Origin of the sequence: Phormidium sp. FACHB-592, assembly GCF_014695795.1 — a bacterium.
GTDB lineage: Bacteria > Cyanobacteriota > Cyanobacteriia > Leptolyngbyales > Leptolyngbyaceae > Stenomitos.
The window spans coordinates 26,836-52,027 of sequence record NZ_JACJOZ010000038.1; the positions used below are offsets into that span (position 1 = coordinate 26,836).

Consider the following 25,192-nt stretch of genomic DNA (forward strand, 5'->3'; position numbering starts at 1 on the left):
TCGATCCCGAGTCGCATACTTTCCGTCGGAGGCATCAGTGAATCATGATCATAACCACAGTTTGTTGTCTGTTCTTCCTTCAATACGAGATCACGTAAAAGGTGAGTTGAGTGCAACTGTAGTGTTAGTGATGTACGGAGACTATCAATGTTCTCAATGTGCAGAGGTCTACAGGCTAATTAAAGATGCTCAACAGCAGCTTAACGTTTCCTTTTGGGAGAATTATTTGTGTTTCATCTTTCGGCATTTTCCACAGCGTCAAATCTATCCTCGTGCTCAACGAGCGGCAGAAGCAGCAGAAGCAGCAGCGACCCAAGGTCAATTTTGGCAGATGCATGAGACATTGTTCAACCATCAACACGAATTAGGGGATGGCTATCTGGTAGAGTATGCCAGCCACCTAGGACTCAATATCTGCCAATTTCTACAAGATTTATCGAGAGGAGTATATATTGATCGCATCAATGAAGATATTGAAGGTGGAATTCAAAGTGGGGTAATGGTTGCACCAGCACTGTTTATTAACAACCTTCAATACACAAACCAATGGAGCATTGAGCCATTGATGGCAAGCATTGTCAACATTATTCATTAAGGTTTTTGTTGCTTATCCTAACAAGTATCTCAACGAGGAGCGTTTCATGATTTCTACTCCATTACCGACCAAAAACAATTTCGAGCCTTTGAAATTGCCAACTCAAATTGATTCTTTCAAGAATTTTCCAGTCAAGCACGCACTCATGCATGTTGCACAAACAGCCGCAGAGGCACTGAAGCATGCTTATTCTGTTCAGGTTGAATATAGTAATGACACTCAAACAGTTTCAATTCGAGCAATTAAGCCAGAGTACAGGCATCTTATGTTCGTTGAGTCCTTGTCTCCCCGCGAGTTAGAGGTATTGCAACTAATTGTTGAGGGCGATAGAAATCCTATCATTGCTCAAAAGCTTTACATCGCTGAGGCAACGGTTAAAACTCACGTTCGCAGTATTTTGCAAAAGCTTTGCGTCAGCGATCGAACTCAAGCCGCCATTCGCGCCCTCCGAATCGGTCTAGTTCACTAGCAATAAGCCGATGTAAAAAAGGCTATCAATGCTCTATATAACTGTGAACATTTGGTTAATATGTCATGCACATTTAGCCTCAATCATTCAAAGGCGACATTTGTTGATGCAGTTATCTAGGGATTTTTAGCTCATGACATAATCTTTCTGGTTTTTTGGTTCTCGCCTTAGCATTGTTGCCGACCAAACTACAACTGGGGGTCAATATGATCTGATTGAAGGCTATTTCCCACCTGGCTCACAAACTCCTCCTCGTCGCCACACCCGTTATTCTGAACAACTTTATGTGCTGGAAGGTGAATCCACAGTCTGGGCAGGTGAGAATAAGGTCATGCTAGGCGCAGGTGAAAGTTTCTTCATTCCTATCGCACAACTCATGTTATTGCCGCACTCATCGAAAAGCCAGCTCGCGGATTATTCATTGCTGCCCCTAGTGCCTTTGCACGCCTGATTGAAACGGTAGGGACACAGGATAAAACAGCAACATCAGATATGGCTCTCTTTGAGCGCATTAGTGCTGAAATCGGGGATAAAACTCTAGGTCCGCCCGAAACTTTACCTACCGGTGCAATGAGAATATAGCAACAGTAAAGCCTATACGGCAGACAGCTTACAGCGAATTCTGAAATTCATTTGGCAAACGTCGGTGGTGATTTAGCCTACTAACTCAAGTAAGCAACGATTGTCTTTGATCAACCTATTTTGCCTGAAATCAAGTCTAATGACTTCCGGCTCACTTCCTCCTGCTTTCCGCCAATTCAAGTCATTAAATCGCGTTTTAACTCAAAGAACTTGAGTGGTGTGTATTGGACGATCGCAGAAGAATGAAACGTAACCAATCGGAATATCAAACTTACCAACCAAAAGGAGAACAAAATGAGTAGCAATCAGGTAACCAGCCAAGACATGAAACTCGAAGTTGTGGTGATACCCGTTGCCGATGTCGATCGCTCCAAAGACTTCTATAAAACACTAGGATGGCGATTTGATGCTGACTTTCCTGGCGAGAATGGCTTCCGAGTCGTGCAATTTACCCCACCTGGATCACAAGCCTCGATCATCTTCGGGCAAGGAGTGTCGTTAGCCGAGCCAGGCTCAGTTCAAGGCTTGTATCTCATCGTTTACGACATTGAAGCAGCCCGTGCCGAACTTGTTGAGCGGGGTGTCGAGGTGAGTGAAGTGTTCCACGACATCGGCGGGATCTTTCACCATGCCGGAACTGAGGGACGAGTGCCAGGTCCCGACCCAAAGCGGGGCGATTATGCCTCCTATGCCTCGTTCAGTGACCCAGACGGCAATGGTTGGATACTCCAAGAGGTCAGGGTGCGGCTTCCCGGACGGTAAGCGATCGCGTGCGCTGTCCTGTCAGTTCAAACTCAAGCATCAATTCGCACTCCCTCTGATTCCGTTGATTGACGCGTCTAGTCACGTCCCTTTTAATTCATTTACATTAAGGAGATTGACCATGCAATTCCAGAAATTTACCATCGGCATTGCCCTGGCAACCCTTGCTGTCGCTATACAGCAGCGCGAAGCTACTGCCAGTCCGGCATTAGCATCTCATGTTTCAACTAAATATGACGTCATCCTTCAACAGTTGGGATTACAAACGAACCAACTTCAAACAACTCAGTCTCAATCAATCCTGTCTCAAACACCTCAATCTCGAACAACTCAGTTCCAGTCACAAAAAAGTATTGGAATTGGACAAGCTGGGCAACCCTTCTTCAGCCATCCGCCACAGTTAGTGCGGGCTGCTGCTTTGCCAAACGGAAGCAGTGTCTCTTCTACCTACGAATTCACGTTGACCGTTCCTCAAGATGCTGGACAGCCTCTTAAAGCAGTGACGATCGCTCAAGCACCTAACGCAGAAACGGTCAAATTTAATGTTACCAACAATAGAGCATCCATCGGCAGACGATTTGCAGCAGGACCTGAAATTCGTTTGGCAAGTGTCCGTGGTGATCAGTCCACCAATCTAGGTGAGGCAACCGTTGTGTTTAATCAACCTGTTTTGCCTGGTAATACAGTCACGCTCTCCCTTCCGGTTCAGAAAAATCCACATTCGAGTGGTGTTTATCTGTTTGGGGTGACCGCTTATCCAGATGGAAAGAACGGGCTTGGGCAGTTCTTAGGCTATGGACGCATCAACTTCTACGGCAACTCAAACTAAGAAGAGTTCCACTCGCTGATTTTAGGGAGGAATTGAACATCAGATGGCTTAGAGGCATCCGTTCAATTCCTCCCACCTCTGGGTACAGCTCAATTCACCTGCCTGTTGAAAGTCCAGAAGAACACCCATTTAAGTCGCGATTTAAATCAAAGAACTTGAGTGGTGTGCATGGGGCGATCGCAGAAGAATGAACAGTAGCAACTTGAACAGCAAACTTACTAACCAAAAGGAGAACAAAATGAGTAGCAATCAAGTAAACCGTCCAAACATGAAGCTCGAAGTCGTGGTGTTCACCGTTTCCGACGTTGACCGCACGAAGGCATTCTACGAGAAGCTTGGCTGGCGGCTTGACATTGACGTTGCAGCGGGCGGCTACCGCAACGTGCATGTGACACCACCCAACTCGGACGCCTCAATCATCTTTGGCAAGGGAGTCACTCCAAATAGTTCTGGCTCGGCGCAAAACCTGGTTCTTGCCGTGGATGACCTCGATGCCGCCCGTAAAGACTTGATCGATCGCGGTGTCAACGTCAGCGAGATCTTCCACTACGCTGGCGGACCCTTCAACAACGCTGTAGAGAACCCGCGCGTCGATGGGCGTGACCCGGAAGGTCGTTCCTACTTCTCGTTTGCCTCGTTTGAGGACCCAGATGGGAACCTCTGGTTACTACAGGAAATCACAACGCGGCTTCCTGGTCGCCTGTGGGATGCTCCACAAACAGACGTTGCAACCCTTGCAGCCCTTCTGCGCGAGACGGCAGAGCACCACGACCCTTACGAAAAGACACACGCTAAGCATGACTGGTGGGACTGGTACGCCCCCTATTTGAGTGCGCGTCAGAATGGCAGCAGTTCAGAAGAAGCCGCTGCCGCCGCCGACCGTTACATGAAGGAAGCTTCTCCTGTTCTTTCTAGATAATGCGGTTAGCAGTAACGGAACATCGATCGCTAAAGAACAGAAGCAAAAGTTGCGACATGGAGTATGACCAGGCAATGGGTAGAGAAGTAGAGCAGCAGAAGAGCCAAGGAGCTACTTATCATCCTCTCTACCCCTTCCATCATCAATGCAATGTCGTGCCGTGCTAGTCAACAAGATTTAGAGGATTTACAGATGAAGATTTTTGTTGCCGGGGGAACAGGAGCGATCGGTCGCCCACTACTCAACCAATTACTTGCTAAAGGACATAATGTGGTCGCGCTGACCCGCTCGCAAGAGAGAGCACAGTCATTTGCGGCACAGGGAATCGAACCAGCAATCGCCGATGTATTTGACCCAGATTCAGTCAAAGAAGCCATTGCTCACGCTCAACCGGAAGTCGTGATTGAACAACTCACTGCTTTACCCAAGACTTACACTCGCGAATCCATGGCTGCGGCAGGTCCTCTGAATACGCGCATCCGGTTAGAAGGTGGAGCCAATGTGCTGGCGGCAGCACAGGCAGCAGGGGTGCGCCGTTACCTGAGACAGTCGATCGCCATCTGGGGCATTCCTGGTGCTGGATTGGCAGATGAGGAAACGCCTCTAGTGCTTGATGCTTCCCCCGTCGTTGCCGCAGAGTCTCGCATTATGACTGAGATTGAACATCGTTTATTGGAATCCAATCTCGAAGGAATTGCCTTACGCTATGGTTTCTTCTACGGACCCGGCACCTGGTTCAACTCAGATGGTGATGTAGGGCAACAGGTGCGGCAGCAACAGTTGCCAATTGTGGGCAATGGCGAAGGCATCTGGTCGTGGTTACACATTGAGGATGCCGCGATCGCCACAGTTGCAGCGGCAGAGCAGGGCAATCCTGGTATTTATCAGATTGTCGATGATCAACCTTTAGCGGTGCGCGACTGGCTCCCTGCGTTTGCCCGATCGCTGAATGCTCCACCTCCACCGCGAGTATCAGTTGAAGATGCGCTCAAACTGGAGGGCGGTGCGGATATCGTTTACTACCAGACTCAGATGCGAGGTGCATCGAATGTCAAGGCAAAACGCGAACTGAATTTTCAACCACGATCGTTGGAATGGATGGTTAACACCGTTGCGGCTCATGCCAGTTAACAGTTTTCATAACTCACTGTGGATAGCTCAAAACATCACGAGAACACTAGAAGGAGAAATTCATGACCACTGCCAAAATTCTCGCGTTTGCCGGGAGTGCTCGCCACGATTCTATCAACAAAAAACTGGTGAAAATTGCCGTTGAAGGCGCTAAAGCCGCAGGTGCAGAAGTGACCTACCTGGATTTCCGCGATCTGCCCTTACCGCTCTACGATGAGGATTTGGAAGAGGCTGAGGGACTGCCAGAGAATGTCCTCAAGCTCAAGGCTCTATTGAAGGCGCATCAGGGGTTCCTCATTGCCAGCCCAGAATACAACAGTTCAATCACCCCGCTGCTGAAAAATGCGATCGATTGGGCATCGCGTTCTGAACCGGGCGAACCTCCACTAGCGTGTTTCAACGAAAAGGTTGCGGTGTTAATGAGTGCTTCCCCTGGAACGTTGGGAGGCTTAAGAGGATTAGTTCACGTCCGTTCCATTCTAGGCAACATTGGGGTTTTGGTGTTGCCAGATCAGCAGGCAATTGGGAACGCTCATCAAGCGTTTGATGACAATGGCAATCTGAAGGATGAAGCCAAACAGGCAAGTATCCTGCAACTTGGCAACAAACTTGCAACAGTGGCTGCCAAACTTAACCTCCCTGTCTAAACAAAGTAGAGCCTTTCAACGTTTCAATGATCCAGCGGTAAGGGTGTAGCTTTCCAGGTTCACACCACCGTGGCTCTTGGGCAAAAAAACCTGCCACTTGCCTGAGCAGGATGGTTTCATCGCAACTTGACTGCGTCTGTGGATGAAAGAGTTTGACCAGTAGCTTTCAACAACATTGGAGAACAATGATGACCCAAGCAAATATGACTCAAGCAAAGCAGCCTGCTGATCCAACCCCTCCAACCCTGGAAGGAAAGCTGGCTCTGTTACGGAAATTAAGGGATGAATTGGGCAGTGGTGATACTATTCGTCGCCTCTTTTTTGGTGACCTGGAACCCATTGCACTTCAACCAGGAGGAGCGGACACGGTTGTTCATCTTTACAACAAAGCCAATGATGTCACGATCGCCTATTGTGTCTCCTACGATGTCTTTCTGGCTGCCCGCAAAGGACGAGTCACAGAATTCGATCCCGCCGAAATCAAATAGAGATATGGTTAACGCTGTATCTAAAAGAGCGTGGCATTATGTCGTCAATTGAAGAAGTGACAAAGGCAATTAATCTGATCATTGCGCCCGTCGTCACGATTACAGCTTGTGCCATCGTAATAAATGGCTTGATTGTGCGGTACGGTTCTCTCGGCGATCGCTTACACATCATCAACCAGGAACTGAACGATTTGCAGGAGTCCGATCTGGCTCACAATCGGCACAAAGCTCAGAGGGTACAAGAACTTGAATCCCTGCTGAGGGATCTCCTGAAGCACCATCATTTCGTGCATGATGCCCTTGTTCTTACGTATACTTCCATCCTGATTTTTATGCTGGATATGCTGGTCATTGCCATAGCAGTCGCCACTAATGTCAGTTGGTTAGCACAGATGGCACTGATCGTCTTTCTTGGTGGAGTTGCTGTTCTATTTGGGGGAATGGTTTTGATTGCCTACGAGCTTCGCACATCTCACTATTCCATCCAATTAGAGGTGCATCGTACTTGTCGCCTGTGCCGTCACCAGCACACAAAGCCGATAGGAAATTGAACTAGCAAGACACTCGCAAAGATCTCCGCAGTCAAGCAAGGGTAAGTTCTCGTGTTTTCATAACGCACTGCGGATGGCTCAAAACTCAACAACCATGTTCTTAAAATCATCAGAGGTGTTGTCATGAAAATTGTTGTTATTGGTGGCAGTGGACTGATTGGTAAGAAGCTTGTGAGCGAGCTACGTGAGCGCGGGCATGAGATGGTGGCAGCATCCCCCTCCTCAGGTGTCAACGCTGTTACAGGTGAGGGACTGGCTGAGGCGTTAGTGGGTGCTCAAGTTGTTGTCGATGTGACGAATTCCCCCTCCTTTGAGGATGCAGCGGTGTTGGAGTTCTTTGAGAAATCAACCCAGAACCTGCTGGAAGCAGAGGCAGACGCGGGTGTGGCTCATCACATTGTGGTGTCGATCGTGGGAGCCGATCGCATCCCAGATAGCGGCTATATGCGTGCGAAAGTTGCTCAGGAAAAGTTAATCCAGTCCGCAACAATACCCTATACGATCGTTCGCGCTACGCAGTTCTTTGAGTTCATCGAACCAATCACGGCTCAATTTCCCACGGATGGACAAACGATTCACTTGCCCCCTGCCTTTATCCAGCCCATCTGGTCAGATGACGTTGTTGCCGCACTGGTGGATATCACACTGGCAGCGCCAGTCAATGACATTATTGATTTAGCGGGTCCAGATCGGTTCCGTTTCGAGGAAATCATTCGCCAATTCCTGAGTGCAACTCACGACTCACGTCAGGTGGTTGTAGATAGTCACGCCCGTTACTTTGGTGCAGTGTTGAATGATGAACTCGTTCCGCAAGGCAACTCGCTCATCGGCTCGACCCGTTTCGAGGACTGGCTTAACCGCTCGATCGCTCAAAGACCAGCAATGAGAATTTAATGCTGACCTAGGTTCAGTTGATGACACAAAGCCCAACATCGCGTAACTACTGAGTTTTGCAACGCTCGACTCAACCGACACCTGTCTAATCCGCGATCGGCTTAATTCAGCACGAGAGCACATTGAACGGATTTTTATTCACCTATCCGTGTTCACGCTTGTATTCACGTAAGGAGAACCCAAATGGTTACTAGATTGCTTCACGGATTTGCATTCGTAGCACTCTCCCTATTCGCAGCTTTTTCCATATTCACAGCACTCCCCGTATTCCCAGCTTCAGCCCAGGTGTTGGGTGAAAAGGTAACGTTGGTCTTCGATCGCGCCCTTCCCAATGTGCCCGGCAAAAGTATGAAAGTTCAGGTGGTCGAATATGAGCCAGGTGTCTCGTCGATCCCTCACACCCATGCAGCCTCGGCTTTCATCTATGCAACAGTCCTGGAAGGTGCGATTCGTAGCAAAATCAATGATAATCCGGCGCAGGTGTATCACGCTGGTGAGAATTTTTTTGAATTACCTGGCGATCATCATCGTGTCAGCGCCAATGCCAGTGATACTGAACCCGCGCGCCTGCTAGCAGTGCTTATCGCCAATACCGATGAGCAGAACCTGGTCATAAACGAAGAGTAAGACGCAAAATTGCCCACAAGGGTTTTTGTGTATCGACACTACCGAAGTTTGAACCGGAGACACTCTAGAGCTAGTAAATCGGGATCATAGCAACATCACCATTGCTGATATCACTTAACGTTATGTGCGTGAACAGGACAATCCAGAATTACTTCATCACGCAGCTCACCTGAAGTAGATCAGGTCTAACGACTTCCCTTGCTGCTGCTTTCCTCCAATCCAAATGATTAAGTCGCGTTTTAACTCAAAGAACTTGAGTGGTTTGGGTTGTGCAATCGCAGCAGAATGAAATTAATCGAGGTGGGCAGCAAGCTCACTAAAGCCAATAAATTAGACAACACCTAAAACGAGGACACACCATGAAAATGCAGAAAGTATGGTTCATTACCGGAGCTTCCAGAGGCTTTGGGTTAGAAATTACCAAAGCAGCCCTGGCAGCAGGTGATCGAGTCGTAGCAACGGTTCGCCGTCAGCCCGCACAACTCGCCGCCACCCTGGACAACCACCCAGAGCTGTCTGTTGTGCAGATGGATGTTGCCCAGGAAGACCAGGTACAAGCGGCTGTCAAGCAGGGCATTGCCCGTTTTGGTCGCATTGATGTTTTAGTCAATAATGCTGGCTATGGCATGGTGACGGCGATCGAAGAAGCTACAGATGCTGAAGTCCGCAAACAGTATGACACCAACGTGTTTGGGTTACTGAATGTGACTCGTGCCGTGTTGCCGCACCTGCGCCAGCAAAAGTCTGGGCACGTCATTAATATCTCGTCTATATTTGGCTACGATGTGGTTCCGGGCTGGGGCTTGTACGGCTCTACTAAGTTTGCAGTCGAAGGGATCTCGAAAGGGTTAGCGGTCGAACTGGCACCACTCGGCATTCACGTGACGACAGTCGCCCCCGGTCTTTTTACGACCGACTTCCTCAGCACTGACTCATATGTTGCCGCTAAAACCATCATCGACGATTACCAGGCAACAGTAGGACGGATGCGGAGCGGAACTGATGCACTACATGGGAACCAGCCCGGAGATCCGAAAAAGTTTGCTCAGGTGATGATTCAACTCGCCAATACAGACCGTCCGCCGCTGCATTTGCCCGTCGGGAAGGACGCGGTTTCGATGTACCAGAACAACGCCACGAAAATGGCACAGGAAATTGAAGCGTGGCTCCCAGTCGCAACCAGCACCGACCATGACTACCGAGTAGCGGCTTAGACCATAGCCTGATCTACAACATTTACACAATATTTCCAAAGGGGTTTTACGATGAACACTGAACAGAAAGTTGCTGTGATTACGGGTGCATCGCAGGGCATCGGCGCAGCCCTCGTCAAGGCATACCGCGATCGCAACTATCGGGTCGTTGCAGTCTCGCGCTCAATTCAACCATCAGATGATGATGGAGTCGTAACGGTGTCGGGTGATATTGCCGATCGAAAAACTGCTGAGCGTGCAATGATCGAAGGCGTCACCCGCTTTGGGCGCATTGACACACTCGTCAACAACGCTGGCATCTTCATTGCTAAGCCATTTACCGAGTACACTCAAGATGATTACGAGACGTACCTGGGCACCAATATTGCTGGCTTCTTTCACATGACGCAACTCGCCATCGCCGAGATGGAGAAGCAGGGCAGTGGTCATGTTGTGCAGATCTCAACGAGCCTGGTTGACAACCCGATCGCTGGCGTACCGTCCGTACTCGCGTCGCTAACAAAGGGTGGACTCAATAGCGCAACCCGATCGCTGGCGATCGAGTATGCCAAGCGTGGTATCCGCGTGAACGCCATTGCGCTGGGGAACATTAAGACGCCAATGCATCCTGTCGAGACTCATGCACAGCTCGCTGCCATGCACCCGAATGGTCGTATGGGCGAGATCTCCGACATCATCGATGCAATTCTCTACCTCGAATCTGCCAACTTTGTGACAGGCGAAATCCTTCACGTTGATGGCGGACAGAGTGCGGGTCACTAACACCGTCTTGCGACCAGAAGAATGACTCTGACGCTCTCAACCAAAATTACGCGATCGTACAGCCTTCAAGGAACACAGGCATGATCTACGAATTACGCATTTATCACGCCATGCCCGGACGGCTACCAGCGCTGCTTTTGCGCTTCCAGAACCACACGTTACAGATCTGGGAAAAGCATGGCATCCGTCAGGCTGGCTTCTGGACGACGCTGATTGGCGAGAGCGAGAGTAACCTCACCTACCTGCTGGCATGGAACAGCATGGCTGACCGTCAGGAGCGTTGGAGCGCCTTTCTCGCTGACCCCGAATGGATCGCGATCAAAACCGAAAGCGAGAAGGATGGACAACTTGTGCAGAACATCCGCAGCGAGTTGCTGGCACCGACCGCCTTTTCTTCAGTGCAGTGAATGGTGGGGCGATCGATGAAACTTGCCCCTGTCACAACTGAATCGTGCTGGTAATAGCTACATAACCACAATAAATTCAGCATCAGTTTTGTAAACGCAATCCAGGCAGAACCTCAAGATGCTACAAACGATTTCTCAAATCAACCCGAACGATCGTGTTCAAACGGTGATGAAAACAACATTACACGTTCTACTGATTGAAAATGATCGTCAACTTGCTCAGCTAATCGCGCAGGAACTGAGCTGTGAAGGCTATCAGGTCAGCCTAACAGGGGATGGCTTCAGTGGATTATTGGCGGCTCGCCAGACTAACCCGCATTTAATTATTGTAGGTTGGACTCTCCCTGGAATCTCCTGCATCGAGTTCTGCCGTCGGTTGCGTTTAACTTACAATGATGTCCCCATTTTGGTCTTAACCCATGAGGGGCAGGTTTCTGAACGAGTCATGGGTTTAGACGCAGGCGCTAGCGATTGTTTGAGCAAACCCTTTGCAATGGAAGAACTGCTCGCTAGAGTGCGAGCGCACTTGAGACAAGGAACAAAAGCAACTCATCTTCTTCAGTTTGAGCAACTTGTGCTCGATCGCCAAGCACGTCAGGTTTACTATCGCCATCAGGAAATTGAACTAACGGCGAAAGAGTTCAATTTGCTGGCATACTTCATGCGCCATCCGAATCAAGTCTTGACCCGTGATCAAATGCTCGATGCCGTTTGGGGTGACGAAAATTTCGTCAGCTCCAATGTCGTTGAAGTCTATGTTCGCTACTTGCGCATCAAGCTAGCAGCACAAGGTGCAACACCCTTCATCCACACAGTGCGCGGTGTTGGCTATGTATTGAGAAGCCAGCAGCAGCAACAGCTCACCGTATTTTCTGGGCTAGACCAACACCCATACCCACCTTTGAAAGAGTCACCTTTGCCACAAAGAGCCGAATCAATAAAAGCAAGTTGAGCGAAATTCAATCGGAGAACGAGCAATGTCCGACAAAATCAACCAGCAACGCCGTCGCTTCTTGAGCCTTGCAGCGACGACCCTTGCAACGACGCAGCTCGGTCGCTTCGGTGCTGCAAACGCACAACCGAGCAACGCAACACCAAAAGAGACCACCACAACTCAACGTGGAACCGCGCCCACCGACCCAACTGCAATTCGCCCCTTCCGCATCAACATTTCAAAAGAAGCACTCGACGACCTCCGCCGACGCATCGCAGCAACGCAATGGCCCGAAAAGGAAACCGTCAGTGACCTGTCGCAGGGTCTACCGCTCGCGACAATGCAGAAACTCGCGCGCTATTGGGCAACCGATTACGATTGGCGCAAGGTCGAGGCGAAACTGAAAGCCCTGCCGCACTTCATCACCGAGATCGACGGGCTAGACATTCATTTCATTCATGTTCGATCGAAACACGAAAACGCGTTGCCGCTCATCGTCACGCACGGGTGGCCTGGTTCAATCATCGAACAGCTCAAGATCATCGATCCATTGATCAATCCCACGGCACATGGCGGAAGTGCATCAGACGCTTTCCATGTGGTGATTCCATCGATGCCGGGCTACGGCTTCTCCGGCAAGCCGACTACTACTGGTTGGGGCGTCGATCGCATGGCGCGTGCTTGGGACGTATTGATGAAGCGGTTGGGCTACACCCGCTACGTTGCCCAGGGTGGCGACTGGGGTGCGTTTGTCGTTGACCTGATGGGTGTGCAGGCACCTGCGGGCTTGCTCGCCATCCACACTAACTATCCTGGGACCGTTCCAGCCGATGTTGACAAGGCGCTCGTGGCGGGCGACCCACCTCCATCCGGTCTGTCGGCTGAGGAAACGCGTGCCTACAAGCAGCTGGACCGAACGTTGAAGCAAAGAGTCGCCTACGCCAAGTACATGGCATCGCGCCCGCAAACGTTGTACGGCATTGCCGATTCGCCCGTCGGACTAGCTGCCTGGCTGCTCGATCACGATGATGCTGGCGGACAGCCTGCCGCCGCGGTCGCCGAGGCTCTGAACCGAACCACAAGCACCACGGGCGAACTGACACGAGACGAGATCCTCGATAACATCACGCTCTATTGGCTGACGAACACGGGAGTCTCTGCATCTCGTCTCTATTGGGAATATAAGGGTGGCTTTTGGAATGCCAAGGGTGTCTCCATTCCAGTGGCTGTGAGTGTCTTTCCTGGCGAGGCATATCAGGCTCCGCGGAGCTGGACCGAACGAGCCTATCCCAAGCTCATCTACTACAACCAAGTAGAAAAGGGCGGACACTTCGCAGCTTGGGAGCAGCCAATGATTTTTGCTCAGGAACTCAGGGCGGGGTTTCGATCGCTGCGCTGAACCCCACATCAGATCCGGCTGATTGTAAGAAACCGGCTGTTACCGGAAATCGTTTTATCACCTGACATAAACAGTAAATTATGAACGTTAAAGCCGCCGCCGTGCAGATTAGCCCCGTGCTTTACAGCCGGCAGGGTACCGTTGAGAAGGTCGTGAAAAAAATCCGTGAACTGGGCCAACAAGGCGTTCAGTTCGCCACTTTTCCCGAAACCATCATTCCCTATTACCCCTACTTCTCCTATGTGTTAGCCCCGTTCGCGTTGGCAAAGGAACAGCTGCGGTTGATGGAAGAGTCGGTGACGGTGCCGTCTGCTGAAACTTGGGCGATCGGTGAAGCCGCAAAAGAAGCAAACATGGTCGTTTCGATCGGCGTTAATGAGCGCGACGGTGGCTCAATCTACAATACACAGTTGCTCTTCGATGCGGACGGGACGCTGATCCAGCGCCGCCGCAAGATTACGCCAACCTACCATGAGCGGATGATCTGGGGTCAGGGGGACGGATCGGGGCTGCGTGCTGTTGATAGCGCCGTTGGGCGCATTGGGCAGCTCGCCTGCTGGGAGCATTACCTGCCGCTCGCCCGTTACGCACTGATCGCCGATGGTGAGCAGATCCATTCGGCGATGTATCCAGGATCGTTCGCCGGTCCACTGTTCGCGGAGCAGACGGAAATTAACGTTCGCCAGCACGCCCTTGAATCCGGCAGCTTTGTCGTCTGTGCGACCGCATGGCTGAATGCCGATCAGCAAGCCCAGATCATGAAGGACACGGGTTGCGCGATCGGTCCTATTTCGGGTGGCAATTTTACTGCGATCGTTAGCCCGGACGGCTCGATCATGGATGGACCGCTCCAGGCTGGTGAAGGCGAAATCATCGCTGATCTCGACTTTGCCCAGATTGATGCCCGTAAGCGGCTGATGGATGCACGTGGACACTACAGCCGCCCTGAACTGCTTAGCTTGCTGATTGATCGAACGCCTACGTCACCCATTCATGAATGGACTGAACATCCCAAGTCCGAGGCTATGTATGCGGCTGCCGACGAGGAGAGGCCCGTCGCTGTCCTCTAATGCCACCGTATCAATCGGCACGCACCTACAGGAAGGTCAGCACGTGTCCCAAAAAATCAATCATCATCGCCGTTACTTCCTAACAACCATGCTTACAACTATTGCTGCCACCCAGCTTGGCATGATCGGCTGCACCACACAGCAAACTACATCAGCAACGGCTAAGTTACCGATTGAAGGCGAACTGCCTTCGCTGGTTGGCGCGATCGCGTGGCTCAATTCACAGCCCTTAACCGTTGACGAACTGCGCGGCAAAGTTGTGCTGATCAACTTCTGCACTTATACCTGCATCAATTGGCTGCGCCAACTCCCTTATGTTCGCGCGTGGACCGAGAAGTATCGAGATCAGGGACTCGTCGTGATCGGTGTGCATACGCCCGAGTTTGAATTCGAGAAGAATACTGATAATGTCCGCCGAGCCTTGACGGCAAGCAGCATTGACTATCCGATCGCAGTAGATAACGATTATGCCGTGTGGCGCGCGTTCGGGAACCATTATTGGCCAGCCCTTTATTTTATAGATACGCAAGGACGCATTCGTCATCACCAATTCGGCGAGGGCAAGTACGAGCAATCGGAACGGGTGATTCAACAGCTCCTGTCTGAGTCTGGAACGGGTCATGTCGGTCCAGAAATGGTCGAAGTTGCAGCTCGCGGTTTTGAGGTTGCCGCCGATTGGAGCAGTCTAAAATCGCCTGAAAACTACCTCGGCTACGAAAGAACGGAGAATTTTATCTCTCCTAGCGGCGCGGTGTTAAACAAGCCTTATTCATATACCGCCCCCGCCCAATTGCAACGAAATCAATGGGCACTTGCGGGCGATTGGACGATCGGCAGACAAGCCATTGTCCTGAACCAACCCGGCGGGCGAATCGCGTACCGTTTCCATGCCCGCGACTTACATCTCGTCATGGGACCCACTGAGCCAGGAACGCCCGTGCGGTTTCGCGTGCTCCTAGACGGACAGCCAGCAGTTGCGGCTCGTGGACTTGATGTTGATGAGCGAGGTGAAGGCACGGTTACCGAACAACGGTTATACCAACTAATCCGACAGCCGCAGCGTATCCGCGATCGATCGTTCGAGATCGAGTTTCTGGATGCTGGGGTAGAGGCGTTTGCATTCACATTTGGTTGATCACGCAAACAGATACGCCTTCGCAACGAGCGACAGGAAAGTGAAAGCAAGGTAAATGCTATGACGATGAAATCTACACATGACAACCCGATCCTCGTGACCGGAGCGGCTGGCGATCTCGGTGCGATCGGACGCAATCTCACCGCAATGCTGCTTGCTAAGGGACATCAGGTGCGTGCCTTAGTCCGACGGGAGGATGAACGCGCTGAAGCTCTGCGCCAACTCGGTGCCGAGGTCGTGCAGGGCGATTTAACCGATCTGGACTCGATGCACCGGGCGATCGACGGGGTTGGGCGTATCTATTTCGGCATGTCAGTTTCGCCAGCGTATCTTGAAGCCACAGTCAACACTGCCGCAGTGGCACGTTACCACGGCGTTGAGGCTTTTGTGAACATGTCGCAGATGACGGTGACGCAGATGAGCATCACCGAGACCACCGACAGTCCGCAGCACAAGCTGCACTGGCTGGCGGAACAGGCATTGGCATGGTCAGGGCTGCCAGTCGTCACGGTGCGACCGACAGTCTTCCTGGAAAGTTTTTTCCTGCGTCTCGCTGCTGCTGGCATCCGGGATAACGATGAACTGGCACTGCCGCTGGGTTACAGCAAGACCTCACTGATCTCCGCAGTTGATGTGGCTCATGCCATTGCCGTGATCCTTGCCGACCCGGTGTTGCACATTGGTCAGGTTTACAATCTGACTGGATTTGAGTCAGCCGATCTGGACCACTACGCGCGCATCTTTTCCAAGGCACTCGATCGCACGATTCGCTATCGTGACGTGCCGCTCTCCGCATGGACTGAGACGCTGCGGAAGTTTGGGGTGCCAACCCATCTCGTGAACCACCTCGCGGTGATGGCTGAGCTTCACGCGCAGGGGCGGTATGACCGCATGACGGATGACCTGTTCAAGCTCACCGGCAAGACGCCGACGAGTATGTATGACTTTGTGAAATTGCATGCTGCTGAATTCACGCGGAGTCAGGTCGCGGCTTGAGGGGCAGTCGCTCGTAGTGCCGATCTCGAAGAGATTCGTGCCGCGTTTCGATCGCTACGCTAGTTGACTCGGTCATGCACAAACAAAAAATCCAAAACGACTCAAAAGGAGGACACGATGACACAATCAGACGTGACGCAACCAACCAGCGGGCAGGCATCTGATGGCGGTACGATCGGGAGGAACGAACCCATCATACAGCCGCAATTCCGCACCATTGACGGGCTATCCATCCGCTATGCCGAGAGCGAGGACCCGGGGCGGGGTGCGCATGCCCTTCTCCTGAGTCCGTGGCCGGAGAGTCTATATGCGTTCGAGCCGACGTGGGCACGGCTTGCCGAGCATGCGCACCTCGTGGCGGTGGATCTCCCGGGCTTCGGACACTCCGAGCGACGCGACGCGCTTATGTCCCCGCGCGCGATGGGCGAGTTCATTGTGCGTCTTGCTGACGAATTCGAGCTGGAGCAGCCGCACGTCGTCGGCCACGACATCGCCACCAGTGCCTCGCTCTTCGCCGCTGCTCTCCAGCCGGGACGGTTCCGTAGCCTCGTGGTCGGGAGCGGGGGTGCGGCAGTGCCGCTGCAACTGGGTGTGGTGCTCAAGGAGTTGGTCGAGGCTCCTGACCTCGAGCCATACCGCCGCACTGACGGGCGACAGTTTGTCACCAGGGCGATGGGAAGGATCGAGCGAGTTCCTTCGGACATTGCGCGCGAGGACTACCTCTCTTCCTATGAGGGCACGCGCTTCGCCGAATCGATGCGCTACGTCCGCAACTTTCCAACGGATCTGCCGGTTCTGGGCGAGCGGCTACCCAGTATCCGGACGCCAGTGCTGATCATCGCCGGTCGGCGGGACCCACTCGTGCCCCTAGTCAACGCGGAGTTCCTCCAGGAAAAGCTACCCGCAAGCAAACTTGCCGTCCTCGACGCGGGGCACTACACGTGGGAGGAGGCGTCCGACGAGTACGCGGCGATCGTCACGGGCTGGTGGGGCGGAGGCTACGCGGTCGTTGGACACCTAGCTGGCGACCTGAACGAGAAGAATGGAGCAACTCACCCGGTGACGACCGATGTGCAGCAGACGGAGGTGGCTGTGCTTGCCGGCGGCTGCTTTTGGGGCGTCGAGGACATCCTGCGCGAGGTGCCCGGCGTGATCGACACCGAGGCCGGCTACACGGGCGGCTGGCTTGAGAACCCAACGTACGAGGACACGCACGACAGCCAGTCCGGACACGCCGAGGCGGTCCGCGTCACCTTCGATCCAGCGGTGCTTAGCTTCGAGGAGCTGCTTGATCGCTGGTTCTTCCGCCTGCACGACCCCACGACACTCAACCGCCAGGGCAACGACATTGGGACGCAGTACCGCTCGGCGATCTTTCCGCAGACGGAGGAGCAGCAGGCAATCGCGGAACGCGTCATCGCGCGTGTCGCCGCGTCGGGACGCTGGAAGCGGTCGGTTACCACGAGCATCGAACCCGCCGCGACCTGGTACAGCGCTGAGGAGTACCACCAGGACTACCTGCGCAAGCATCCCGGCGGATATACCTGCCATTACCTGCGTGATTAAGCAACCGATCGCCAAGTACGCAGTCTGCTGCTTTAGAAGAATCCCAACCGGAAATAGGAGATAGTCTCCATGGCAAGATTGTTATCAGTCAACGTCGGTCTTCCTCGCGAGATTTCATGGCGTGGGCAGACCGTGTACACGTCAGTGTGGAAGGAGCCAGTTCAAGGCCGTCGTCTGGTGCGGCGGCTCAACGTCGATGGCGATGCTCAGGGTGATCTGGCCGGTCACGGTGGTGAGCAGCGCGCTGTGTTCGTCTACCAGATAGAGTCTTATCGCTACTGGGAACGCGAACTGAAGCGGAACGATTTCACATTTGGGCAATTTGGCGAAAATTTCACGGTAGAGGGGTTGGCTGATAGTGAGGTCTGCATCGGCGATCGCTACCGGATTGGTGGAGCGCTGTTTGAGGTCACACAGCCGCGTGTAACCTGCTATCGGGTTGGCATTCGCATGGATGATCCCAGAATGCCATCTCTGCTGGTGAAGCATCGCCGCCCAGGGTTTTACTTTCGCGTGATCGAAGAGGGCGAGGTCGGCGCTGGCGACGAAATCGTTCAAGTGGCTGAGGGTCCGGAGCGCCTGACTGTCGCCTCGGTTGATGCGCTGCTCTATCTTCCCGGAGCTGCCAAGGGAGACATTGAGCGGGCGCTGCGTATCCCAGCTCTGAGCCCTGGCTGGCAGTCTTCTTTTGAGGCGATTCTCCAGCAGATGGCACAATCCGGGTCGCGTACAGGCAATGCAGGGCTAGTTGCACCGGAACAGATGGCTACCGCTACGCCTGGATTCCGGCCTTTAAAGGTGGCTCGCATCGATCGCGAGAGCAGCCAGGTGGTCTCGCTGGTGCTGGAGCCGACGGACGATCGTCCACTCACCGTTCCTCAAGCCGGGCAGTTCGTGGTGTTACGACTTCGTCCTCAAGCGGATACGCCTCCGGTCTTACGTAGCTACTCACTGTCTGGTCTGCCTGATGCGGGTCATTATCGCATCAGCGTTAAGCAGGAGCCGCACGGAGTTGCCAGCACCTACGTCAGCACCCAGCTTCGTCCCGGCGACGTGCTGGATGTTAGCGAACCTCGAGGTGCTTTCACCCTGCGATCGGGCGATCGTCCTGTGGTGCTATTAAGTGTGGGCGTCGGCGTGACTCCGGTGCTGTCCATGCTCCATGCGCTAGTAGCCCAGGCATCCGTGCGCCCAGTCTGGTGGATTTTTGGCGCGCGAAACGGTGGAGAACATCCCTTTGCCCAGGAAGCCCGCGATCTGCTGGCTAAGCTACCGAACGCCCACAGCCATGTGCAGTACAGCCAGCCTGATCCAACTGACCAATCGGGTTCCGATTTCGATGCAACCGGACGCTTGTCGGTAACTGTCCTGGAAGCATTGGGTGTTCCCCTCGAATCTGATTTTTATTTGTGCGGACCATCCCCGTTTCTTGCAGACTTCACCACTGGATTGGCTGATAGGGGTGTGGCACTCGATCGCATTCACACTGAGGCTTTCGGTTCCGGCAAGTCCATCACACCGGGTGTAAGGGGGGCATCGCAGCGGGCACCGCACGCGCCAACGGGTCCCGTCGGTGCAGGTCCAAGTGTTTCATTTGCCCGCACTGGGCTCACGGTTGCCTGGGACTCCAGGTTCCAGAGCCTGTTGGAACTCGCGGAAGCTTGTGATGTGCCAGTACGCTGGTCTTGTCGAACCGGAGTTTGCCATATGTGTGAGTCTGGGCTGATTTCCGGATCGGTGAACTATGACCCCGAACCGCTCGATGCTCCAGCAGTCGGAAATCTATTGATTTGCTGCGCGCGCCCGCAGGAAGACACGGTAATTGATCTCTAAAAATGCTTGGCAACGAACATGAAACCATTAAGAATTCGTGGATTTAATAAATTCCCAAACTGTACGGGCGGGTTTAGCAGACCAATCTGCCCCCTGCAATAGATTTGACGGCAAAACCCGCCCGTACCAACTATCGAACTTATTTAATTGCCATTCCTCAGGAGAATTTCCTATGCGATCTGACATTGTTCCAGGGGCGGTTTTCCCCGACTACGAACTGCCCGACCACACCACAAAGCGCCGCAAGCTCTCCGAGCTGCAAGGACAACATCCGATGGTTCTCGTTCTCAGCCGCGGAGGGTACTGCCCCAAGGACCGTCGTCAGGCTGAAGGGCTGGTTCAACTCCATCGTGAGATCGAGGTCGGCTATTGCCGGCTGGTCACGATTAGTACTGACAACATCACGGAAACGAATGAATATCGCAGCGGTGTCGGTGCCCACTGGCCCTTCCTCTCCGACGCGGGACGCAAAATCCAAAAAGACCTCGACATTGCCGAATACACGGACCCGCTGCATAACCCCATGATCCCCTACACGATCGTCCTGGAGCCAGGTCTGGTCATTTACAAAATCTACATGGGCTACTGGTTCTTCGGTCGACCCACTATCGAAGAGCTGCGCCAGGACCTGCGCGCCGTGCTCAAGAAATGCCGACCGGACTGGGACATCACAACCTCTGAACTGAAAGCGGCGTGGCAGGAAGGTCGTAAGGAACTCTTCTACCCGTACGGCAAAACTTACGCCCAAACGATCGGCGAACAGGATTAGAAAATGTCCGACAAAATCAACCATCAACGCCGCCGCTTTTTGGGCATTGCAGCCATGACCATTGCGACTACACAGCTAGGACTATTCGCTTCTGCCAACGCACAGAGCCAAACAAAACCAGCTGTTCTACCCATGATGAAGCCAGGAACAAACAAGTCGTTCGGCCCACTCAAGCAGGTCGATGCCGGTGTTCTGAATGTCGGATATGCTGAGGCGGGCCCCGCAAACGGTCGTCCAGTAATCCTCCTGCACGGATGGCCCTACGACATTCACAGCTATGTCGATGTCGCCCCGTTGTTGGCGTCGGCGGGGTACCGGGTGATCATCCCGTATCTGCGCGGCTATGGCACGACGCGCTTTCTTTCCAACGAAACGGTTCGCAATGGGCAGCAGTCGGCACTTGCAGTCGATATTATCGCGTTGATGGATGCGCTCAAGATCGAGAAGGCGATCATCGCTGGTTATGATTGGGGCGCGCGCACCGCCAACATTATCGCGGCGCTCTGGACCGATCGCTGCAAAGCTCTCGTTTCCGTGAGCGGTTATTTGATCGGCAGCCTTGAAGCCAATAAGATGCCGCTGCCGCCACAGGCCGAACTCGAATGGTGGTACCAATTTTATTTTGCGACGGAACGCGGGCGCGCGGGTTATGAAAAATATCGGCACGATTTCAACAAGCTGATCTGGCGACTTGCCTCGCCGAAATGGAACTTTGATGACGCGACGTTCGATCGCAGCGCCATGGCCTTCGACAATCCGGATCACGTCAGCATTGTGGTTCACAACTACCGCTGGCGGCTCGGACTAGCTGAAGGCGAGTCGAAGTATGACGAGTTTGAGAAGCGACTCGCCACATTCCCCATGATCGCCGTACCTACCATCACGCTGGAGAGTGATGCCAACGGCGCGCCGCATCCAGATCCCAGTTCCTACACCAAGAAATTTTCGGGCAAATATTTGCACCGCACGATCAAAGGCGGCATCGGGCACAACCTACCGCAAGAAGCACCACAGGAGTTTGCTAAAGCTGTCGTCGATGTTGACGGTTACTGATCGGGTTGAGACTGAGTTGTGAGACGGACAATTTGCAGCCAAGAGACAACCCCATGACTAAACTGAAAAAAATACATTACAAAACCAAAGCCCGCACCTCAGGTGCCTTCATCCTCTCGCGACTCCTCTTCGCACTCTTGGCGGCAGCGATATTTCTGGCTCCCCCCGCTCGCGTGCTTGCGCAGCAATCCGCCCAGACGATCGCACAAGCTCAGGTTGTGGACAAAGCGACGGCAGACAACGCCATCCGCCGCTTCCGGGTCCATGTCCCACAAGCGGCGATCGACGATCTCCGCCAACGCATTGCAGCAACCCGCTGGCCTGACAAGGAGACTGTCACTGACCAGTCGCAGGGTGTGCAACTGGCGACGATGAAAGAGCTCGTCCGTTACTGGGGAACGAAGTACGACTGGCGGAAAGCTGAGGCAAAGTTGAATGCTCTACCGCAGTTCATCACGAACATCGACGGCTTGGACATTCACTTTATCCACGTCCGCTCCAAACATCCGAACGCGTTGCCGTTGCTCGTCACGCACGGATGGCCCGGATCGGTCATTGAACAGCTAAAGATCATCGGCCCGCTGACTGACCCGACCGCCTATGGGAGTAGTCCGGAGGACGCCTTCGACCTGGTTATCCCGTCAATTCCCGGCTACGGCTTCTCCGGCAAGCCGACGGGCATCGGTTGGGATCCTGATCGCATCGCGCGAGCCTGGGCGGAGCTGATGCAGCGCCTCGGGTACACCCGCTACGTCGCTCAGGGCGGCGACTGGGGATCCCCTATCACTAGCGCCATGGCGCGTCAGGCACCGGCAGGATTACTCGGCATCCACCTCAACTTGCCAGCAACGATTCCGCCCGATGTAGCCCCGGTGCTCGCCAGCGGCGGACCTGCGCCAGCGGGGCTCTCCGAGAAGGAACGGGCAGCGTTCGACTCACTCGACACCTTCAATAAGAAAGAACGGGCCTACGCCGTGATCATGGGCACGCGACCGCAGACGATCGGGTATGGCATAACGGACTCACCGATCGGACTTGCGGCATGGCTGCTCGGGCATCCAGGCTTCACCCAGTGGACAAGCAGCAGCAGCGATTCCGCAAAGTCCCCGACGAAAGACGAGGTGCTGGACGATATCACGCTGTACTGGTTGACGAACAGCGCAGTCTCGTCAGCTCGATTGTACTGGGAGAACAAGAACAGCCTCTTGAATGCGATCGCGCAGAAGACCAACGAGATCTCGCTTCCAGTAGCCATCACGGTATTTCCGGGGGAGATATATCGAGCACCAGAGACCTGGGCTCGGCGCGCTTATCGCAATCTGATCTACTTCCATGAAGCCGATAAAGGCGGTCATTTCGCGGCGTGGGAACAGCCGCAGCTCTTCTCCGAGGAAATCCGTGCGGCATTCAGGTCACTGCGTTAGTTGGAAAGAATTGCAGGGCTGGATCAATCAAGCCATTCCTAACTCTGAGTTGGAAATCTTTGAAGCAGCGATCGACGGCGGACATTTCACATTCATTGAGCCTCCAGAAACGTTCATTGAAACGTTCATTAATCGGAGCAATTTCATGACACAATCTTTCTGACTTTTTGGTTCTCGCCTTACTATCCTTGTCGATCACACCACAACTAGTAGTCAGTACGATCTGATCGAAGGCTACCTTCCACCGGGTACACAAACACCGCTCCATCGTCACACGCGCTATTCGGAACAACTCTATGTGCTGGAGGGGTAGTTCACCGTTTGGGCTGGTGAGGACAAGTTTGTACTCGGTGCGGGTGAAAGCTTTTTGATCGCTCCTTGCACAGCGAATGCAATTGGTGTATTCAGCGATCAACCTGCTCGTGGATTCATCTGGATCTGATGCTGATTTTGGGTAGCCCATATGTGGCGCAGATTCACAGAGAGCAGGGTAAGGACAAAGTTAGAGCTTATGTTAGCCAAATAGCAAAAATAGTTTGCTGGAGAGAGCAAGAGCAGAAATGGAGCAGAGGAAAATAGGAAGAAAGCCAGTTGAAATTGTAAAACATCGCATTGGAAGATAGCCAAATTGGATGAGCAATTGTTCTACGATCAGTTCCATTGTTAGCGATCGCTACAGCACAACCTCAAATTCAGATTCAACCCTCTTTTGTTATTACTGGGGTAGAGAAATAAGCAATCAAATGTATTTCAAGCCAACTTCAAGATTGGAAATGGAAGAATGCGAAAGGTATCCATCTTGTCCATCAAATGATGCAAAGCATGCTTAAGCCCAGCAACAGGAAACACGTGTAACCATTCCTCTAACTAACACCAACACCAGTATGGTTGCAGCAGTAAGCGCAGATTGTTCAATGTACTTTTCCAAGTGATTCCCAGCTCCCAGTAGCGATGCTGGCTAAAGGGCAACAGTTGTGGATTCACTCCGGTGGTATCATCCCGCTTAACTTGCCCCTGTTGCTTCAACTGTTCTGCGTGCAAGTTTACCAGCAAGTAGGCACTAAAAACTAACTTCCACCAACGTTCAATGCTTCTGTAATCGGTCAATCAAATAGTCGTGCCATCCCAGTTCATGACTCACTTGCTTAAATCCATACTCAATCCGAGTTCTCAAGGTGTACTGATTCCCAATTCCTAAGATGATGTTTCCTCCTAAGTGGGTCATGATGAACCAACTGTCGGCTCGGTCTGGGTTGTCAGTGCTGCCTTTAGTGATTTGGTAGTAGCGAACTGAGCGGCGCGTACCGAAAATGATTTCGCGAATGTAGTGACGTTGTGTTGGATGTTGAGCTAATGGTTGGTCATAGGTCCGCCAGCGGTTGTAACGAACTCGCTGTCCTTTCGGCATCAGCACCCCATGGTTGGAGCGAATTGCCACAATGTAGGGCAGCTTCAGCTTCGTTAATGCGCAGATTACATCGCTACTTTCGCCGTACAAACTGTTGGCTAGTATCCGCTCAATCTTCAAGCCCATAGCTTTAATTTCTCGAATCATCTCAATGGCAATCTGAGGTTTCGATTGATATTCATCGCTGCCTTTCAGACGGAACTTCGGCTTGTAAATCTTGAATAGGAGTGGATAAGTGAGACCGTCTACTACAGTATAAGCATTGACACTGACTACCCCATTGGCAGTTTTACCTAGATTGCCAATGTACTGTTTCGCTACATAGTCTGTTGCCTTGCCCTTCTTCTTGGGGTCTCCAGTTTCATCAATGCACAAACTGATTGCTCGCTCACCAATCTGCTGTTAAATCAGGTACAACCGAATTGCTCTGAGTTGTTCAACCTGCCAGGTCGCATCGCGCAAAAAGTGATGGAGGCTCTGTCCGTCTTTAAGCCCTGTAAGTTTGTACATTGCCAAATACTGAGTGGTAGTGGAGACAATAGTCATCAATGAAACCAATCGTTGCAACAGGTTGCCGTAACTCAGTCATCTCTTTGATCTGAACCCATCTACTCAAATCTAATTTCTTCCCATCAAGTAACAAAAGAGGGTTCAATCTGCCGCACTAGCTTGGCTGCCAACTTACTTTTACCAATGCCATCGACGATAAAGACTGGAAGAATACCCTG

Annotated in this window: 27 protein-coding genes; 25 read left to right on the forward strand and 2 right to left on the reverse strand. The window is 52.6% G+C overall.

The features are described from left to right. The first annotated feature begins 37 nt into the window (after positions 1–37). The 25 genes from H6F86_RS10210 (at position 38) to H6F86_RS10335 (ending at position 23,219) form a co-directional block, all read left to right on the forward strand. Positions 38–595 (forward strand): thioredoxin domain-containing protein, encoded by a 558-nt coding sequence (locus H6F86_RS10210; RefSeq protein WP_190448502.1) that lies wholly within the window; start codon positions 38–40, stop codon positions 593–595. A 46-nt stretch (positions 596–641) separates the two neighbouring features. Further along, positions 642–1,064 (forward strand): response regulator transcription factor, encoded by a 423-nt coding sequence (locus H6F86_RS10215; RefSeq protein ID WP_190448528.1) that lies wholly within the window; start codon positions 642–644, stop codon positions 1,062–1,064. 876 nt (positions 1,065–1,940) lie between these two features. Then, positions 1,941–2,408 carry a VOC family protein gene (locus H6F86_RS10225; protein ID WP_190448503.1) on the forward strand — a complete coding sequence of 156 codons (468 nt, stop codon included), beginning with the start codon at positions 1,941–1,943 and terminating at the stop codon, positions 2,406–2,408. Between the two features lie 121 nt (positions 2,409–2,529). After that, complete coding sequence (locus H6F86_RS10230) at positions 2,530–3,237, forward strand: DUF2808 domain-containing protein (RefSeq protein ID WP_190448504.1); 708 nt, start codon at positions 2,530–2,532, stop codon at positions 3,235–3,237. Between the two features lie 238 nt (positions 3,238–3,475). Continuing rightward, complete coding sequence (locus tag H6F86_RS10235; protein ID WP_190448505.1) at positions 3,476–4,156, forward strand: VOC family protein; 681 nt, start codon at positions 3,476–3,478, stop codon at positions 4,154–4,156. Positions 4,157–4,348: 192 nt separating this feature from the next. Continuing rightward, on the forward strand, positions 4,349–5,287 hold the full coding sequence (locus H6F86_RS10240) for an NAD(P)-dependent oxidoreductase (RefSeq protein WP_190448506.1): 939 nt from the start codon (positions 4,349–4,351) through the stop codon (positions 5,285–5,287). Positions 5,288–5,349: 62 nt separating this feature from the next. Then, positions 5,350–5,934, forward strand: a complete 585-nt coding sequence (locus tag H6F86_RS10245; RefSeq protein WP_190448507.1) for an NAD(P)H-dependent oxidoreductase — start codon at positions 5,350–5,352, stop codon at positions 5,932–5,934. A gap of 185 nt (positions 5,935–6,119) precedes the next feature. Further along, positions 6,120–6,422, forward strand: a complete 303-nt coding sequence (locus H6F86_RS10250; RefSeq protein ID WP_199305193.1) for a hypothetical protein — start codon at positions 6,120–6,122, stop codon at positions 6,420–6,422. Between the two features lie 38 nt (positions 6,423–6,460). Then, positions 6,461–6,973: a DUF2721 domain-containing protein gene (locus H6F86_RS10255; protein ID WP_190448508.1), complete on the forward strand. Its 513-nt coding sequence runs from the start codon at positions 6,461–6,463 to the stop codon at positions 6,971–6,973. 123 nt (positions 6,974–7,096) lie between these two features. Beyond that, on the forward strand, positions 7,097–7,867 hold the full coding sequence (locus H6F86_RS10260) for an SDR family oxidoreductase (protein ID WP_190448509.1): 771 nt from the start codon (positions 7,097–7,099) through the stop codon (positions 7,865–7,867). Positions 7,868–8,050: 183 nt separating this feature from the next. Further along, the gene (locus tag H6F86_RS10265) at positions 8,051–8,494 is read left to right on the forward strand and encodes a cupin domain-containing protein (RefSeq protein WP_190448510.1); all 444 of its coding nucleotides are present in this window, start codon (positions 8,051–8,053) and stop codon (positions 8,492–8,494) included. A gap of 359 nt (positions 8,495–8,853) precedes the next feature. Next, entirely contained in the window at positions 8,854–9,708 is an 855-nt protein-coding gene (locus H6F86_RS10270; RefSeq protein WP_190448511.1) for an oxidoreductase, read from the forward strand. 51 nt (positions 9,709–9,759) lie between these two features. After that, on the forward strand, positions 9,760–10,470 hold the full coding sequence (locus H6F86_RS10275; RefSeq protein ID WP_190448512.1) for an SDR family oxidoreductase: 711 nt from the start codon (positions 9,760–9,762) through the stop codon (positions 10,468–10,470). Between the two features lie 80 nt (positions 10,471–10,550). Further along, complete coding sequence (locus H6F86_RS10280) at positions 10,551–10,877, forward strand: NIPSNAP family protein (protein ID WP_190448513.1); 327 nt, start codon at positions 10,551–10,553, stop codon at positions 10,875–10,877. Between the two features lie 118 nt (positions 10,878–10,995). Beyond that, a complete protein-coding gene (locus tag H6F86_RS10285; RefSeq protein WP_277881655.1) occupies positions 10,996–11,829 on the forward strand; it encodes a response regulator transcription factor in 834 nt (277 codons plus the stop codon). Positions 11,830–11,854: 25 nt separating this feature from the next. Then, entirely contained in the window at positions 11,855–13,210 is a 1,356-nt protein-coding gene (locus H6F86_RS10290; RefSeq protein ID WP_190448514.1) for an epoxide hydrolase family protein, read from the forward strand. An 80-nt stretch (positions 13,211–13,290) separates the two neighbouring features. Further along, positions 13,291–14,280 (forward strand): nitrilase-related carbon-nitrogen hydrolase, encoded by a 990-nt coding sequence (locus H6F86_RS10295; protein ID WP_199305194.1) that lies wholly within the window; start codon positions 13,291–13,293, stop codon positions 14,278–14,280. 88 nt (positions 14,281–14,368) lie between these two features. After that, complete coding sequence (locus H6F86_RS10300) at positions 14,369–15,415, forward strand: redoxin domain-containing protein (RefSeq protein ID WP_242033460.1); 1,047 nt, start codon at positions 14,369–14,371, stop codon at positions 15,413–15,415. A gap of 60 nt (positions 15,416–15,475) precedes the next feature. Further along, positions 15,476–16,411: an SDR family NAD(P)-dependent oxidoreductase gene (locus H6F86_RS10305; RefSeq protein ID WP_199305196.1), complete on the forward strand. Its 936-nt coding sequence runs from the start codon at positions 15,476–15,478 to the stop codon at positions 16,409–16,411. Between the two features lie 117 nt (positions 16,412–16,528). Further along, on the forward strand, positions 16,529–17,977 hold the full coding sequence (msrA, locus tag H6F86_RS31525; RefSeq protein ID WP_199305197.1) for a peptide-methionine (S)-S-oxide reductase MsrA: 1,449 nt from the start codon (positions 16,529–16,531) through the stop codon (positions 17,975–17,977). Positions 17,978–18,046: 69 nt separating this feature from the next. Beyond that, positions 18,047–19,810, forward strand: coding sequence for an MOSC and FAD-binding oxidoreductase domain-containing protein (locus H6F86_RS10315; RefSeq protein WP_190448516.1), 1,764 nt, complete (start codon positions 18,047–18,049; stop codon positions 19,808–19,810). Positions 19,811–19,982: 172 nt separating this feature from the next. After that, complete coding sequence (locus H6F86_RS10320; protein ID WP_190448517.1) at positions 19,983–20,579, forward strand: redoxin domain-containing protein; 597 nt, start codon at positions 19,983–19,985, stop codon at positions 20,577–20,579. 3 nt (positions 20,580–20,582) lie between these two features. After that, positions 20,583–21,632 carry an alpha/beta hydrolase gene (locus H6F86_RS10325; protein ID WP_190448518.1) on the forward strand — a complete coding sequence of 350 codons (1,050 nt, stop codon included), beginning with the start codon at positions 20,583–20,585 and terminating at the stop codon, positions 21,630–21,632. A 53-nt stretch (positions 21,633–21,685) separates the two neighbouring features. After that, entirely contained in the window at positions 21,686–23,056 is a 1,371-nt protein-coding gene (locus H6F86_RS10330) for an epoxide hydrolase family protein (protein WP_190448519.1), read from the forward strand. Beyond that, entirely contained in the window at positions 23,031–23,219 is a 189-nt protein-coding gene (locus H6F86_RS10335; RefSeq protein WP_190448520.1) for a hypothetical protein, read from the forward strand. Before H6F86_RS10330 ends, H6F86_RS10335 begins: the two co-directional genes overlap by 26 nt. 921 nt (positions 23,220–24,140) lie before the next feature. Here H6F86_RS10335 and H6F86_RS10340 read toward each other — a convergent pair. Further along, the gene (locus tag H6F86_RS10340; protein WP_347240114.1) at positions 24,141–24,860 is read right to left on the reverse strand and encodes a transposase; all 720 of its coding nucleotides are present in this window, start codon (positions 24,858–24,860) and stop codon (positions 24,141–24,143) included. A 6-nt stretch (positions 24,861–24,866) separates the two neighbouring features. Then, positions 24,867–25,010, reverse strand: a complete 144-nt coding sequence (locus H6F86_RS10345) for a hypothetical protein (protein ID WP_190448522.1) — start codon at positions 25,008–25,010, stop codon at positions 24,867–24,869. Positions 25,011–25,192 lie beyond the last annotated feature (182 nt).

Coding starts and splice junctions, on each gene's coding strand:
- H6F86_RS10215 (WP_190448528.1), top strand. CDS start 642: ATGATTTCTACTCCATTACCGACCAAAAACAATTTCGAGCCTTTGAAA.
- H6F86_RS10225 (WP_190448503.1), top strand. CDS start 1,941: ATGAGTAGCAATCAGGTAACCAGCCAAGACATGAAACTCGAAGTTGTG.
- H6F86_RS10230 (WP_190448504.1), top strand. CDS start 2,530: ATGCAATTCCAGAAATTTACCATCGGCATTGCCCTGGCAACCCTTGCT.
- H6F86_RS10235 (WP_190448505.1), top strand. CDS start 3,476: ATGAGTAGCAATCAAGTAAACCGTCCAAACATGAAGCTCGAAGTCGTG.
- H6F86_RS10240 (WP_190448506.1), top strand. CDS start 4,349: ATGAAGATTTTTGTTGCCGGGGGAACAGGAGCGATCGGTCGCCCACTA.
- H6F86_RS10245 (WP_190448507.1), top strand. CDS start 5,350: ATGACCACTGCCAAAATTCTCGCGTTTGCCGGGAGTGCTCGCCACGAT.
- H6F86_RS10250 (WP_199305193.1), top strand. CDS start 6,120: ATGATGACCCAAGCAAATATGACTCAAGCAAAGCAGCCTGCTGATCCA.
- H6F86_RS10255 (WP_190448508.1), top strand. CDS start 6,461: ATGTCGTCAATTGAAGAAGTGACAAAGGCAATTAATCTGATCATTGCG.
- H6F86_RS10260 (WP_190448509.1), top strand. CDS start 7,097: ATGAAAATTGTTGTTATTGGTGGCAGTGGACTGATTGGTAAGAAGCTT.
- H6F86_RS10265 (WP_190448510.1), top strand. CDS start 8,051: ATGGTTACTAGATTGCTTCACGGATTTGCATTCGTAGCACTCTCCCTA.
- H6F86_RS10270 (WP_190448511.1), top strand. CDS start 8,854: ATGAAAATGCAGAAAGTATGGTTCATTACCGGAGCTTCCAGAGGCTTT.
- H6F86_RS10275 (WP_190448512.1), top strand. CDS start 9,760: ATGAACACTGAACAGAAAGTTGCTGTGATTACGGGTGCATCGCAGGGC.
- H6F86_RS10280 (WP_190448513.1), top strand. CDS start 10,551: ATGATCTACGAATTACGCATTTATCACGCCATGCCCGGACGGCTACCA.
- H6F86_RS10285 (WP_277881655.1), top strand. CDS start 10,996: ATGCTACAAACGATTTCTCAAATCAACCCGAACGATCGTGTTCAAACG.
- H6F86_RS10290 (WP_190448514.1), top strand. CDS start 11,855: ATGTCCGACAAAATCAACCAGCAACGCCGTCGCTTCTTGAGCCTTGCA.
- H6F86_RS10295 (WP_199305194.1), top strand. CDS start 13,291: ATGAACGTTAAAGCCGCCGCCGTGCAGATTAGCCCCGTGCTTTACAGC.
- H6F86_RS10300 (WP_242033460.1), top strand. CDS start 14,369: ATGCTTACAACTATTGCTGCCACCCAGCTTGGCATGATCGGCTGCACC.
- H6F86_RS10305 (WP_199305196.1), top strand. CDS start 15,476: ATGACGATGAAATCTACACATGACAACCCGATCCTCGTGACCGGAGCG.
- msrA (WP_199305197.1), top strand. CDS start 16,529: ATGACACAATCAGACGTGACGCAACCAACCAGCGGGCAGGCATCTGAT.
- H6F86_RS10315 (WP_190448516.1), top strand. CDS start 18,047: ATGGCAAGATTGTTATCAGTCAACGTCGGTCTTCCTCGCGAGATTTCA.
- H6F86_RS10320 (WP_190448517.1), top strand. CDS start 19,983: ATGCGATCTGACATTGTTCCAGGGGCGGTTTTCCCCGACTACGAACTG.
- H6F86_RS10325 (WP_190448518.1), top strand. CDS start 20,583: ATGTCCGACAAAATCAACCATCAACGCCGCCGCTTTTTGGGCATTGCA.
- H6F86_RS10330 (WP_190448519.1), top strand. CDS start 21,686: ATGACTAAACTGAAAAAAATACATTACAAAACCAAAGCCCGCACCTCA.
- H6F86_RS10345 (WP_190448522.1), bottom strand. CDS start 25,010: ATGACTATTGTCTCCACTACCACTCAGTATTTGGCAATGTACAAACTT.